Raw genomic sequence first — 14,897 nt, 5'->3', positions numbered from 1 at the left:
ATTCCATTGTACTAAAGTTATATGATACGGAACTCCAATTCTTACAAACATATCTTTAGCAAATTCAGAAATTGTGTCATCAAATACATTTCTTCTATATTTTACTACAAGAACTAAGTGATAATACAGCAAAAATACTGAATGACAATTACTATCTAATTCCATTGTTTTTACTCCTATTTTTATATATCTACTGATTGTATTATATCACTTTGTCTTCTAAAAAACAATAGGGCAATTCATCGCACCACCTATAGAGGTGGGCGACTTCTTGCCCGTTAGGTTAAATTTCTTACATATATCTTACATACAGATATATTGTTCCTACTAATAATGTTTCAAAAGCTATTAGTCCTCCAAATTTGAAGAACTTCATAAAATCTATTTTACATCCAGCCTTACCTGCAGCTCCTACAGCTACAACATTTGTTGCTGAACTAAGTATTGTTATATTTCCACCTAAACAAGAACCAAATGATAATGCCCACCAAAAAGCTTGAGTATTTCCTAATCCATCAAATGATGGTACCATTACTCCTAAAATTTTTGAAACAGTAGCTGCATTTGCAACATTTCCTATTATAGAAGTAAAAGCTGCTGATAACCAAGTTACAGCTATTACAGCCATATCAAATTTTCCCTCTGTTAAGTGAATGATTCTATCTCCTATTAGATTAATGATATTTAGATTTTCTATTCCTCTAATCATCATAAATAATCCAATGAAGAAAAATAAAGTTTCCCACTCTACATGTTCTAATATCTCTTTTGGATTTCTCTTAGCAATAATTACTAAGAATATTGCTCCAGATAGAGAGATTATAGCTAATCCTTTATTTATAAAGTTATTTAATATAAATCCTACAAGTACAAGAGCAAATATTACTGCTGCTTGTTGTAAAAGCTTTTGGTCTTTCAAACTTCTTGAAGAATCCAATTCCATAATTCTTGCTTTTAATTCATTTGAAACAACCATATGTCTACCATATATTATATACACATTAGCTATTAATATTATCATAGCTATAATTGACATTGGAGCTGTATTTAATAGGAAAGAGTTAAAACCTAAATTCCCCTCTGCTCCTATGATTAATTGTGTAGGGTCTCCAATCAATGTAGCAAGTCCACCAATATTTGCAGACATTACCTCTGTAATAACAAAAGGAAATGGATCTAGTTTTAATTGTTTTGCCAGTAATATAGATACAGGAGCCATAAGTAAAATTGTAGTAACATTATCTAGAAAAGCTGAACATAGAGCTGTTACTACTGCTAGTAAAACTACTAATCTAAAAGGTTCTCCCCTTACTAATTGAGCTACCTTAATAGCAAACCATTGGAATACTCCAGTCTCTGATACAAGATGAACAATTATCATCATACCAATTAAAAGAAATAAAATCTCAAGTCTTTCAGATACAGCTTCAAGTGCGTCCTCTTCATTGATTATCCCTATCAATGCCATTATAAGTCCACCTATCATTGTTGCCCAAGCTTGAGGTACTTTTTCTGTTATCATCAGATAAAATACTGACACAAAAACTACTAATCCTATTATTATATATATCATTTTTAATTATCCTCCTTAAATATATCCCCCCACTATTTTAATTTAGATTTACTATATATGTAAAACTTTCTTGATGATATCTGATCTTTTTATCATTCCATAGTACTTTCCATCATCAACTACATATAGTCTAGTTATTCCTTTATTTACCATAATGAAGCAGATTTCCATTATAGGAGTTTTTCTATCTATTATTATATCATTTGAAATTCTGTATAAATTTTTTATAGTAACTTTTGATTCATTTACTAGATACTCTTCAAATGGTTCCCCAACTGTTAAAAAGTTCAAATCCCCCATAAGAGAAAGATACTCTGGCATACCATAATCTATAAGCTCTCTCTCTGTTATCTCTCCTAAGAATTTTCCATTCTTGTCTACAACAGGAAGTCCACTTGTTTCTTCTAGTATAAGTCTTTTAGCTATCTCTTCAAGAGTATTGTCTGGTGTAGCTGGTTTTATATCTGGACTAAGTACATCTTCAGCCACTATCTTATGTTCAAACTCTATATTTGCTGCTTGAAAGTACTCAATTATTTTTTTAGGATTTCTTTCTTTTCTAATTTTTTCTAAAAGCTCTCCCTGCTTTAATGCAAGTTTTGAAACAGCACTCATTACTTTTAATATATTTTTATTTTTTAATACATCTGAGATTATTAAAAATACTAAATCTACCTTATCACTTTTATTAGTTGCTGCTATCTCACTCTCTATTGGATTATCCAATAATCCTATTGCTACAATAAAATCATTAAAATTTTCTATTCTAGCGTGGGGAATAGCTATTCCACTTCCTATTCCTGTAGATATCTCTCTCTCTCTTCTTATTATTGCCTCTTGAATAACAACTTGTGAAGCTTTCACCTTCTTATCTTTTTCGGCAATTTTTTCTACCATTTCCACTATTATCTCTTCAGGATTTTTACCTTTTAGATCTGTAAAGATAAAATTAGGGTCTAGGTAACTTGAAAATTTCATAATTTTCACTCTCCTTAATAAAAATTTATAATATTTAAAAACTTTAAAAACTAATTTATATTTTTTAAACCCACATATTAAAAATACAAAAGAGAGTTTTTTAATAATAACTCTCTTTTACTTTTTAATATTTACTAGTATACTCCTATTTTAAAAAATAAGCAAACTTTTTTATTTTATAATGCTATAAAAATATTTTTATATTATTTTTGGAATAATAGCAAATCCATATACAGGTCCCGAATGAGCTCCTATAGTTGCCCCTATTTCAAATCTTCCTCTATATTCGATTTTATTATTTCCACTCTGTTGATTTTTTATCTCATCTGCATTTAAAAGTTCTTTACGAGTTCCTCCCCATGCTGTATAAAGAATCATACTTGTCTTTTTACTCTCTGCTCTGATAAGTCTTTCCATATACCCAAGTGCTCCAGATTCTCCAAAAACTTTTCCTTGAACAGAAATCTCTCCATTTTCTAATTTAAGTATAGGTTTTACTTTTAAAAAGCCCCCAATTACTGAAGATGCTCTTCCTATTCTTCCACCTTTTTCTAAATAACTTATATCATTTACAACAAAATAAAGTTTTATTCTATCTTGTAACTGCTCTAATCTACTTAGAATATTTTCTTCACTCATTCCTTCTCTAGCCAGTCTAGCTGCCTCTAAAACTTGATATCCTAAAGACATTGCAACAGCTTTAGAATCTACTATTGTTATATTTTCTCCTCTAGCAACCATTCCCTTAGCTACTCTAGCTGCTTGTTGAGTTCCACTTAATTTACTTGAAATATGGATAGAGATAATTTTTTTATATCCTTTTTTAAATAATCTTTCATATATCTCTTTAAATTCTGCAGGAGATGGTTGAGACGTTTTTGGAATTATTGATTCAGAAGTAACTCTTTTCCAAAAATCTCTTTTTGTTAATTCTATTCCATCTTTATAATAGTCCTCTCCTATTTTTATCTTAAGTGGAATAATATCTATATTTAAATCTCCCATAAGTTCTGGTGTTAAATCTGAAGTAGAATCTGTTACTATAGCTATTTCTGGAAGAGATAAATCTCTTTGTTCGATATATATATAATAGTGATAATTTTCTTGCTCTACAAACAATTCTTTTTTATCAATATTCTCTAACTTTTCAAATACTTTATTTACTTTTTTATCTGCTTCTTTTCCATATGAAATAATTATATTTAAGCTCTCATCAGATATATATTTTTGTGTTATTGTTTCAACTAATTCTTGTAAATCTTTATTTTTTTCTTTTATTTTTCCATTTACTAAAGCTATATAATCTCCTACTTTAATTTCTATATCATCTATTCTAGTATCTCTTACAGCTTGAGTTATTTCTATTGAATAATTATTTTTTACTTTTTCAACAATAGTTTCTAATTTTTCTTCTTTATTTTTTACTAAGTAATACCCTTCTAACATAGATTTAGTCTCTAATACTAGAATATCTTTTTTAGATCTTTCTGCTACTATTTTTGCTGTTGAAATTATATTTTTGTTATTTGGTAAAAGTATTATCTTATTACTTTGAATCTTTTTAATTCCTTCTTCTATATCATGAACACTTGGATTTTGTGTTTGTCCTCCAACTAAAATACCTGTTGCTCCAGCTTCAAGATAATATTCTCCTAATTTTCTATTATCTACAATAGCGAAATATGCCATCTCTCCACTATTTTCATTTTTTATAATATATCTATTATCACTTTTTATCTCTTTTTCACTTACTAACAAATTTTTATGTTGAAAAGCCATATTTTCTATTTTTATATTATTAAGTTGTCCATATTTTATAGCGATTTCTAAAACTTGCCCTGGATTATTTGTATGGATATGTGTTTTAGTTTTATGAGTAGTTTGAGCACAAACCATTGAATCTCCAAGACTACTTATCTCTTTTTTATATCCTTCTAAATCAAATGTTCCCTCTTCTATAATAAACTCTGTACAATATCTAAATTTTATATCTTGAGGTTCTTGGAAAGTATATTCCATTCTTTCCTTTCTTTTTGCTTGAGATTGTACTATTCTTTCTAAGTCTTTTAACATCTCAGGGTCTGTTACAGATTTTTCAAATCCTTCAAGAACATAAAAAATTCCTTTTCCTCCAGCATCCACTACTCCAGCTTCTTTTAACTTAGGTAAAAGATTTGGAGTCTCTTCTACTGCTTCTTTAGCAACATTTTTTAAATGTACTAAGAAAAGAATAAAATCATCTTTATTCCCTTGATATATAGCTGCTTCTTCTGCCACTCTTCTAATAACAGTTAACATTGTTCCTTCTACTGGCTCAGACACAGCTTGATAAGCTCTCTCTTTTGCCATACCGAAAGCTTTTATTACATCATCAACTGTAATCTCTTCTTTATCTTCAATAGAACTTAAAAATCCTTGAATAATTTGAGAAAGAATTGTCCCAGAGTTTCCTCTTGCTCCTAGTAATATAGCTTCTGATACTATCTCCACTAGCTCTTTCATATTGGGCTCATGATTAAGTTTTATTAGCTCATTCTCCACAGCTTGTAATGTCATTGACATATTAGTCCCTGTATCTCCATCTGGAACAGGATAAACATTTAAGTCATTTAATACATCAGCATATTTTGAAAGCCATCTACTTGCTGCTATTAAAAGCTTTGTTAACCTCATTGAGTTCAATACTTTTATCTCTAATTTCATATAAAATTTTTACCTCCAATAATTTCTAGAATGTAGGAGGATTTACAACCCATATAGCTCTTGTTGGTTTATCTGTATTATTTTTAAATCTATGTCTTTGACTCGATTTAAAATATAGGCTGTCTCCCTCATTTAAGCTATGAACTACATCATCTATATATACATCTAACTTCCCCTCAACTATATATATAAACTCTTCTCCGTGGTGACTATAATAACTTCTTCCGCTCTCTCCATATGGTCCTATCTCATATAAAATAGGTTCCATAGCTTTATCAATATTTGATGTTGTTAGAAGAGCCATCTTTGTATTAGAGTCTAAACTTTCGATATATTTTCTATTATCCTTTCTAACTAGCTCAGTATTTTGTTTTTCCTCTTCATCTTCAATAAGATAACTCACTTTTACATCTAATGAAGTAGCAATTTTCTTTAAATTCTCAATAGAAGGAGAAGCCTTTCCTTGCTCTATTTGAGATAAAAAACTTGCTGATAATTCAACTTTAGTTGCTAATTCTCTCAAAGATAACCCTCTGTCATTTCTACTCTTTTTTATTCTTTCTCCTATACTGCTCATCTATCACACATCCTCATTCAATATTTTTATCAAAGTAAAAAGAGTATGAGATACTGTTCTTTTCCTAACTTTATTTCTATCTCCTCTAAACACTCTCTTTTCTACATATATTTTATCCTTTATCCTTATTCCCATATATACAAGCCCTACTGGTTTTTCCTCACTACCTCCATCTGGTCCAGCTATCCCAGTAGTAGATAATGCCACATCAGTAGTAAGACCCATTACCATCTCTTTAGCTACTTCTTCACTTACAGCTCCATATTTATCTAATATTTCTTTTCTTACTCCAAGCCTATTTATTTTAGCCTCATTACTATAAGATACTACTCCCTCGTAAAATACATCTGAAACCCCTGGAACATCTATAAGCTTACTTGCCAACATTCCACCTGTACAAGACTCTGCTGTTGATATATTCATATTTAATTTTTTTAAAAGCTCTACAACTTTCTTTTCAAGTCTATCGTTATCTTCTCCAAAGATAAACTCACCTATTTTATTATATATCTTTTTCACAATTTTTTCCACTTTATTTTTATTGCTCATTTTACTTTGAAGTCTTATAAGTATTCCATAATCTTTTACAAGAAATTCATAGTATATTCCCTCTTCAGTAAAAAACTCTCTTACTGCTTCATATAGTAATGATTCTGCTATTCCATAGGTTATTAAATCTTTAATATATATCTCATCATCTAATATTTTTTTCTCTTTCACATACCAATCTAAAAATTTGGGTAACATATTATACAATTCTTTTGGAACACCAGGAAAAGCCACTATATCATCTATATATACAGCTGGAGCCATTCCCACATCATTTTTAAATGTAACAGCTCCTTCTGGTTTCTCTACCTCTTTAGCATTAAGAGTCTTAAATTTTAATCCAGCTCTTTCAAACTTCTCTTTTAATTCCTCTAACTCATCATCATCTACTACAAGAGGTTTTTTCACATACTCAGCTATAACCTCCTTTGTAATATCATCAAGAGTTGGACCAAGTCCACCAGATATAATTATTAAATCCACATTTTTTTTACAATAATCTATAGCTGAATATATCTCATCTCTAAAATCTCTAACTGTTATTTTAAATTTCATCTCTAAACCATATTTATTAAGTTCTTCAGCTATATAAAGACTATTGGTATCTAACATCCCACCATTTAAAAGCTCTGTTCCTACAAGTATAACTCCTACTTTCATTATTTCCTCCTAAAAGAAAATTGTCCAAATACAAACCATTATAAAATTCCCTATTACTCCAGCTAAAAAATCATCTAAGACAACCCCTACACCATTGTCAAAATGTTGAGCTTTATCAATAGGTCCAATCTTACTGATATCTAAAAATCTAAATATTACAAAAGCTATTCCCATAGCTACTAAATTTTGAAATACTCCAACAGGATTGATTAAAAAAAGTGTAGTAAGATATCCAAGTACCTCATCTATTACTACATTTTGAGGGTCCTCTTTTTTAAAAATCTCTCTTTCACAAACATCTGAAACATATACAGCTACTCCAAAGAAAGTCATTAAAAACATAAAATAAAATGAGTTATACACCATATTATTTGGAAAAAATCCTCTTATAAAAGATAGTACTATAAATACTGGTATTCCTCCTAATGTTCCAAATGTTCCTGGTGCTTTTGGCATATCCCCAAGTCCAAACCAAGTTCCTAGATTTCTTACTATTCTTCTATTCATAATTAATATACTCCTCTCTCATAGTTATATGCTTTATAAAATCCTGTTCTATTTTTCATATCCTCTAGTACTTTTTCTACTTCTTCCTTTGTTTCAGTTGTAAATTCTAATACTACTTCATCTATCATCAATTCATTAAGCTTTTTAATATCATTTAAAATATTTAAAGGTTTTTCTAAGTATATCTCTGTATTTCCTACATCGTTTTTTATAGCTGTAAAAATATCTCCCTCTTCATTTTTTAAAGTTTCTTTTTCTTTATCAAAAAGAGGAAGCTCTATATACATTCCCTTAAGTCTTGAATATCCTAAAATAGCTTTTTTTATAGAAGTTTTTCCTATCTCTTTTATCTTTTCAAAACTTAATTCTGGCGATATTATGACACTTTCAACTTTACCTGTTTGTGCAAGTGCTTCTACACTATATCTATTAGTTATATTCAAGTTCCAGTTTGCCATAACCTTTTCATTATTATTCTCTAGAATTTGATAGATATTTGAAGCTAATTTACTATTTAAATCATGCTCATTTAAACTTCTCTCTTTAGCTATATCTATTCCTCTTTTATAAATTTTTTCTATTCCAAATTTTTTTACAGCATTTTCTTGTGTAAGATTAGAAACAATAGCTACTAGCTCTATCTCTCTAGTTTTTTCCTCCTCTATTGGAAGTGAATATCTATTTCCAGCTTTTCTTCTATAACTTTCAACTAAAAGTTTTTCTAATTTTTCTACACACTCTCTTCTTAAAGATTTTAAAACAGATAGTGGCATAAATATTCCCTCATCTATATCTGCTACAAAATCTCCCAATATAAATGTAGTATCTCCCATCTCAGATATTTTTTCTCTTAATTCCTCAGAAGTCAAAGCTTTCTTACTAGCTCTCTCTATCTCCTTTTCTCCTACAACTTTTACTATTATATCTATACCTAGATTATTTTTAGCAACTAATTCAAGAATAGGTTTCTCTCCTATATGTCCTACAAATTTTCCAGAGATAATAAGTCTTTGCTCCTCTTTTTTCATTCTGCTTTGAGCATCATCATTTACCTCTTTAGAATAACTTTTAAAAACATACTTACTTCCTCTTGGAACATCTTTTAAAACTATCACTTCATTAGCTTCAGCAGATTTTCTACCCATATCTCCACTCTTTAGTTCTATCTTATTGATATATCCTCCACCTAATTTTTCAAAATTCTTTGAAAGATATATTATCCCATCTCCTAATACAACTCTACTTTTTAATTTTAACTCTTTCCCACTAAGTAGTCCTAAATTTTTCCCTAGATTATATGAGTAATCTTTATTCATAATATAGTTATCATTTCCATAGAAGTATCCCTTACTATATCCTCTATTGAATAATTCTGAAGATTTTTCTTGAGCTTTTATTCCATCAATTAAATCATGATAATAAGATACAGTTTCAAAAACATAGTTAGGGTCTTTCATACGTCCTTCTACCTTTATACTCTCTATTCCTATCTCTTTAAGTTTTTTTATCTCATCAAAACCTAAAAGCTGGTCCTTAGGACTAAGTAAATACCCTTTTTCTCCAGTGGAATTCTCATATTTTTTTCTACAAGGTTGAGCACACATACCTCTATTTCCACTTCTACTTCCTATAAAGCTACTCATATAGCAATTTCCAGAATAACATATGCACAAAGCTCCTGAAACAAATATCTCTAATTCAATAGAGGTATTCTCTCTTATTTTTTTTATCTCTTCAAATGTCATCTCTCTTGGAAGTACAACTCTTGTAAATCCTAATTTTCTAAGATATTCAGCTTCATAGTGATTTCCTACAGTCATCTGAGTACTTCCATGATACTCCATATCTGGAAAGTTCTCTTTCATATATTTAAAATATCCTAAATCTTGAACTATTACTGCATCTAATCCATGTTCATATAAAACTTTTAAATTAGGATATAAAAATTCCATCTCTTTTTCCATCATAATGGTATTAAGAGTTAAAAATATTTTTACTCCTCTTTTATGTGCATAATCTAGTGCTTCTTTATACTCTTCTAATGTAAAATTTTCTGCATTTCTTCTAGCTCCAAAACCTTTTAGTCCCATGTATATCTCTTGTGCTCCTGCTTTCACAGCAGCATAAAATCTTTCCATATTTCCCGCTGGGGCTACTATTTTCATCTTCTTACCTCTCTTTTAATTCTCTATATATCTTCATTACTTTTTCTTCTAATTCATCTAATGTTCCATCATTCATTATTACTATATCTGCCTTTTTTATTTTTTCATTTAAAGGCATCTGATTAAAAATTATTTTCTTAGCTAACTCTTCACTACTTCCATCTCTAGCTACTACTCTTCTTATTTGTTTTTGAACATCTACTCCTACTACTATTATTTTGTCACAAAGATACTCCATCTTTGCCTCATATAGTAATGGAATATCAAATATTAAAATCTCATCTTTTGAATTTTCCTCTTTTTTTCTTTTAAAATATTCCATCACTTGTGGATGTATAATTTTATTTAATTCTTGAAGCAATTCTCTATTTTTAAAAGCTTTTTCTCTCAATTTTTCTCTTACTATTTTTCCATCACTATCTAAGATATCTTTTCCAAAAATATTACTAATTTTTTCTATACTCTCTTTCTTCTCACTCACTTCTTTAGCTACCTTATCAGCATCTACTATCTCTATTCCATATTTTCTAAATAGATTACTTACAGTAGATTTTCCACTAGCTATTCCACCTGTCAATCCTACTATCATCTTCTACTCCTAAATATTATAAATTATAGCCCCTGCTACTCCACATCCTAACATTACATATATTGGGCTACTTTTATATTTTCTTAAAAAAAACATTCCTACTATAAAAAATATAACTGAAATATAATTAATAGACAAATCTAAACTAAAATTTCTTTGTCCAAAAAAAGCTAAAAATATTATTGATAATCCTGCTGCTCCAATAAGAGATACTACTGCTGGTCTCAATCCATAAAGTATATTTGATACTGTATCTAAATTTCTATACTTTACATATATATGTGCTAAAAATAAAACTATTATAAATGATGGACTAACACAACCTAAAGTTGCAACTATAGCTCCTAATAGTCCTCCTATTTGCGTTCCTACAAAAGTTGAAGTATTTATAGCTATTGGTCCTGGTGTCATCTGAGATATTGTTATAATGTCAGTAAACTCTGTCATTGTTATCCATTGATGTAAATCTACTACCTCTTTTTGTATTAATGGTAGAGAGGCATATCCCCCTCCTATACTAAATAATCCTATTTTAAAAAAGCTCCAATATAATTGTAATAATACCATCTCTACTTCACTCTCTTTCTTATATATCTATTGTATATAATTCCAAAAACTCCACAAGTTAATATTATAACTATAATATTTACAAAGAATGTTGCTATAAAAACAATTATCATTAAATAAGTTGAAAGTTTATCCTTTTTCCTTATATCTCCAACCATTTTAAAGACAACATCAGCTATAACTGCTGCTACTCCTGCCTGCATACCTTGCATAGCTCCATTTACTATTCTATTATCTCTAAAAGCTATATAAAAAAGTGAAATAATTGATATTATTATTAAAGGAGGAAGTACTGTTCCTACCAATGCTATTATCGCTCCTAGTATACCTGCTAATTTATATCCTATTATTAAAGATGCATTTATTGCTATTACTCCTGGTGCTGACTGGGCTATTGCTATTAAATCTATCATCTCATTTTCATCTATCCACCCATACTCATTTACAAATTTTTTCCTCATAAGTGGTACTATTACATATCCTCCTCCAAATGTAAAAGCACTCAGATAAAATGTTGAAAGGAAAAGCTTTAAGTAAAATTTTCTATTTTTTTCCATATAAATCCCCTTATGTTTTTTTCATTTTACTTCATATTATATAACTTTTTTCATTTTTTTTCCAATGGAATTTGTATCTCTGTAACATATTCCTCTTTATTTTCAGTAATATGCATCTCTATATGATATAACTCAATTATATTTCCACAAACTCTATAATTATTTTCTCTTATAAATTCTTTTAATTTTTTATAATGTTTACTTAAATTAATGTAATCTCCACTGAAAAAATATGTAAGGTATTCTCCTTCATCTAAAAAATTTTCCTTAATTTCATTTGTAATTATAAATGTCCCTATATAGTCAGAGTAATTTCCTTTTTCCCACTCCTCTAGTTTTATTACTGTTCCTATCTCACTCTCTGTAAAAATAAAATCATTGTCTTCTTCTGATTTTCTTTTAAGTTTTTTTAACTCTAAATTTATCTCATTTTCATCTTTAAATTTCCCATTTTTTAGTAATATATAACGTTTAGGATAATATTTTATTCTTGGTATCTCATAATCAGAAAAATGTTCAAAATATCTTATATTCTCTTTTTTTAATTCTAACTCCTCTTTTAATTTCAATAATTCTCGCAAATTTTCATCTATTTTTTTTAGCTGGAACTTTATCATTTCTTTTGTTTTTTTTATACTTCTTGTATTTAAAAAATCTATTATCTCATTCAAACTTACTCCTAAATTTCTTAGACTACGAATATTATTTAGTTTCCATAACTGGCTTTCTGAATAATATCTATATCCATTTTCTCCTCTTACATCTGGAATCAAAAGTCCTATTTTTTCATAATATCTCAAAATATCATTACTTATATTATACAATTTACTTATATCTCCAATTTTATATAACTTTTTCATAAATCCACCTCAAATACTATTATATCATATTTTTCTTGACTCTTGAACTATTCTAAGGTTTATAATAACAATATAAATTTTTATTAGGAGGTGATTTTATGAAATATGAAAAAACAGTTTTTAAAACAATACTTAGGTATGCTATTCCCTCTGTTGTATCTATGTGGATATTTACACTTTATACAATGGTAGATGGAATATTTATAGGAAAATATGTTGGAGCTTTAGGTTTAGCTGGTGTTAATATTACTATGCCACTTATAAATCTTACCTTTGCTATTGGTATAATGATAGCTATAGGTAGTTCTACTATGATTGCTATACACTATGGTGAAGGTGACTGAACAGCAGGAAATAAGATATTTACCACTGCAGTTTGCTCCCTTTTAAGTTGTGGTATTCTTATTTCAATCTTAATAACTATATTTATGGAACCAGTTATAAATTTCTTAGGTGGTGGTGGAAATCTTTATCCATATGTTAAAGATTATCTCAGTGTTATTATTTTATTTTGTGTATGCTATATGACTGGTTATGCTTTAGAGATATATATCAAAGTAGATGGTAATCCTGTCTATCCTACTCTTTGTGTAATAACTGGGGGAGTAGTAAATATTTTGTTAGATTATATCTTTGTTGTAATTTTTCACTGGGGTATAAAAGGAGCCGCCTTTGCTACAGGACTTTCTCAAGTTACTACTACATCACTTCTTTTTTACTATATATTTTTTAGAACTAAAAGAATTAAATTTGTTAAAATCAAGTATTCCTTTTTAAATCTATTAAAAATTATGAAAGTTGGATTTGCTGAATTTTTAGCTGAGGTTTCTACAGGAATTTCAATCTTTGTTTTCAATTTAGTTATTTTAAAAAATCTAGGAGAAAAAGGAGTATCAGCTTTTGGAATAATTGGATATATTTCCTCTTTTATCACTATGACTATGATAGGCTTTAATCAAGGGGTACAACCTATACTAAGTTTTAATCTTGGAGCTAAAGAGCATAAAAAAATCTTTGAAATAATTAAAAATAGTTTCTTTATCCTTGGAGTATTAGGAATATTCTTCTACACTTTAATCAATATTTTTTCTGCAAACATTGTATCTATATTTTTAAATGATGTTGAAGATATTAATCTCACTAAAAAAGCTCTTACAACTTATAGCTTTGCTTACTTAATATGTGGATTTAATATTTTTAGTGCTGGATATTTTACAGCTGTAGATATGGTTAAAATCTCTACTATTATTACTATGCTAAGAGGAATTTTACTTTTAGTCTTATTCATTCTTATACTTCCTATATTTTTAGGTACTACTGGAATTTGGATTACCATGTTTGTTACTGAAGGAATTACTTTAATATTCTCATATATTTTTATGAAGAAATATAATCCTCTTTTAAAAAAATAATTTTTTATGCTATAATATTAAAAAATTGAGAGGGGGCAGAAATGATAAAGCTAATTATTACTGATATGGATGGGACATTACTAAATAGTAAAAACGAAATTAATGATGAATTTTGGGAGATTCAAGATAAATTATCTAAACAAGATGTAATTTTTGCTGTTGCTAGTGGTAGACCCTATTATAATTTAGTTGAAAGATTTAAAAATATAAAGGATAATATGCTTTTTATTAGTGAAAATGGTGCTTGTGTTATGTATCAAGAAAAAGAGATATATAGTAATACTATGAAAAGAGAAGATGTTTTTTTTCTTCTTAATATCTGTAAAAATATAAAAGGAATTGTGCCTATACTTTGTGGAAAAAAATCTGCATATGTTGAGAAAAATATATATTATAATGATAGGTGTGGTTTTAAAGAGGAAATATCTAAATACTATAATAAGTTAGAAATTGTTGATGATTTAAACGAAGTAGAAGATGAATTCTTTAAAATAGCGGTTTGTGATTTTTTGATTTCTGAAAAAAATAGTTATAAATATTTTAAAGGTTATGAGGATAAATTTCAAGTTGTAATATCTGGTAAAGTTTGGATGGACTTAGGAAAACTAGATACTAGTAAAGGAATGGCTATAAGAATGACTCAACAAAATTTAAATATCTCTTATGATGAAACTATGGTTTTTGGAGATTATTTAAATGATTATTCTATGATGGAGGAAGCTAAATATAGTTATGCTATGAAAAATGCTCATTCTCAATTAAAAGAAGTAGCAAATTTTATCACTAAAGAGGATAATGATAATAACGGGGTTCTTGAAACTATAAAGGAGTATTTTCCTAATTTATAAATCTATAGAAAAGAAAGTTTAAAATTTAATAAACTTTCTTTTTTTATTCTTTCAATTATTTTCTAAAATTTACAAAAAATAAAAAAGCTTGGCAAGTTCCTATCCTCCCAGGAGGCTTCCCTCCAAGTACTTTCAGCGTTTACGGGCTTAACTTCCAGGTTCGGAATGTTTCTGGGTGTACCCCCGTAGCTCTTCTCACCAAGCATTATTAACTTCTTTTAATGTAGCACAGATTTCTTTCACTCATCTGTGTCTCATTTAATATAATCGTAACTTTGTTACTCTTTATTTAATGGAACATTCAAAACTATATAGTAATATCAGGTAACGCTGATTCCTTTCAGTCATCTGC

General features: G+C 28.5%; 14 protein-coding genes, 1 rRNA gene and 1 pseudogene. 3 read left to right on the top strand and 13 right to left on the bottom strand.

Annotation, left to right across the window (positions count from 1 at the left end):
• From FMAG_RS06475 to FMAG_RS06420, 12 genes are all read right to left on the bottom strand, one after another.
• Positions 1–165: transposase (locus FMAG_RS06475; protein WP_005885221.1), on the bottom strand; the 165-nt coding region annotated here is incomplete at its 3' end.
• Positions 166–292: 127 nt separating this feature from the next.
• A complete protein-coding gene (locus FMAG_RS06470) occupies positions 293–1,573 on the bottom strand; it encodes an ArsB/NhaD family transporter (protein WP_005885218.1) in 1,281 nt (426 codons plus the stop codon).
• 51 nt (positions 1,574–1,624) lie between these two features.
• Positions 1,625–2,551 (bottom strand): PTS sugar transporter subunit IIA, encoded by a 927-nt coding sequence (locus tag FMAG_RS06465; RefSeq protein ID WP_005885216.1) that lies wholly within the window; start codon positions 2,549–2,551, stop codon positions 1,625–1,627.
• A 198-nt stretch (positions 2,552–2,749) separates the two neighbouring features.
• Positions 2,750–5,254, bottom strand: a complete 2,505-nt coding sequence (locus tag FMAG_RS06460; protein WP_005885215.1) for a DegV family EDD domain-containing protein — start codon at positions 5,252–5,254, stop codon at positions 2,750–2,752.
• Between the two features lie 25 nt (positions 5,255–5,279).
• Positions 5,280–5,831 (bottom strand): helix-turn-helix domain-containing protein, encoded by a 552-nt coding sequence (locus FMAG_RS06455; protein WP_005885213.1) that lies wholly within the window; start codon positions 5,829–5,831, stop codon positions 5,280–5,282.
• A 3-nt stretch (positions 5,832–5,834) separates the two neighbouring features.
• Positions 5,835–7,040 (bottom strand): CinA family nicotinamide mononucleotide deamidase-related protein, encoded by a 1,206-nt coding sequence (locus FMAG_RS06450; RefSeq protein WP_005885211.1) that lies wholly within the window; start codon positions 7,038–7,040, stop codon positions 5,835–5,837.
• Between the two features lie 9 nt (positions 7,041–7,049).
• Positions 7,050–7,547, bottom strand: coding sequence for a phosphatidylglycerophosphatase A family protein (locus FMAG_RS06445; RefSeq protein WP_005885209.1), 498 nt, complete (start codon positions 7,545–7,547; stop codon positions 7,050–7,052).
• Between the two features lie 2 nt (positions 7,548–7,549).
• The gene (locus FMAG_RS06440) at positions 7,550–9,712 is read right to left on the bottom strand and encodes a peptidase U32 family protein (protein WP_005885207.1); all 2,163 of its coding nucleotides are present in this window, start codon (positions 9,710–9,712) and stop codon (positions 7,550–7,552) included.
• A 4-nt stretch (positions 9,713–9,716) separates the two neighbouring features.
• Positions 9,717–10,301 carry a dephospho-CoA kinase gene (gene coaE, locus FMAG_RS06435; RefSeq protein WP_005885205.1) on the bottom strand — a complete coding sequence of 195 codons (585 nt, stop codon included), beginning with the start codon at positions 10,299–10,301 and terminating at the stop codon, positions 9,717–9,719.
• 9 nt (positions 10,302–10,310) lie between these two features.
• Complete coding sequence (locus FMAG_RS06430) at positions 10,311–10,868, bottom strand: chromate transporter (RefSeq protein ID WP_005885203.1); 558 nt, start codon at positions 10,866–10,868, stop codon at positions 10,311–10,313.
• Positions 10,869–10,870: 2 nt separating this feature from the next.
• A complete protein-coding gene (locus FMAG_RS06425) occupies positions 10,871–11,425 on the bottom strand; it encodes a chromate transporter (protein WP_005885201.1) in 555 nt (184 codons plus the stop codon).
• 50 nt (positions 11,426–11,475) lie between these two features.
• On the bottom strand, positions 11,476–12,285 hold the full coding sequence (locus tag FMAG_RS06420; RefSeq protein ID WP_005885199.1) for a MerR family transcriptional regulator: 810 nt from the start codon (positions 12,283–12,285) through the stop codon (positions 11,476–11,478).
• Positions 12,286–12,383: 98 nt separating this feature from the next.
• On the opposite strand from FMAG_RS06420, the pseudogene FMAG_RS14315 reads away from it, so the two are divergent.
• From FMAG_RS14315 to FMAG_RS06410, 3 genes and pseudogenes are all read left to right on the top strand, one after another.
• Positions 12,384–12,905: pseudogene (locus tag FMAG_RS14315) on the top strand (MATE family efflux transporter); the annotation flags it as partial.
• Positions 12,906–13,076: 171 nt separating this feature from the next.
• Positions 13,077–13,697 carry an MATE family efflux transporter gene (locus FMAG_RS14310; protein WP_455583685.1) on the top strand — a complete coding sequence of 207 codons (621 nt, stop codon included), beginning with the start codon at positions 13,077–13,079 and terminating at the stop codon, positions 13,695–13,697.
• Between the two features lie 41 nt (positions 13,698–13,738).
• Entirely contained in the window at positions 13,739–14,545 is an 807-nt protein-coding gene (locus FMAG_RS06410) for an HAD family hydrolase (protein ID WP_005885197.1), read from the top strand.
• An 86-nt stretch (positions 14,546–14,631) separates the two neighbouring features.
• Here the strand turns inward: FMAG_RS06410 and rrf are convergent.
• Positions 14,632–14,748: ribosomal RNA gene (gene rrf, locus FMAG_RS06405) — 5S ribosomal RNA — on the bottom strand.
• Positions 14,749–14,897 lie beyond the last annotated feature (149 nt).

Source organism: Fusobacterium mortiferum ATCC 9817, assembly GCF_000158195.2.
GTDB lineage: Bacteria > Fusobacteriota > Fusobacteriia > Fusobacteriales > Fusobacteriaceae > Fusobacterium_A > Fusobacterium_A mortiferum.
The sequence above is the reverse complement of the archived record's forward strand: the minus strand, read 5'-3'. Positions and strand labels throughout refer to the sequence as shown.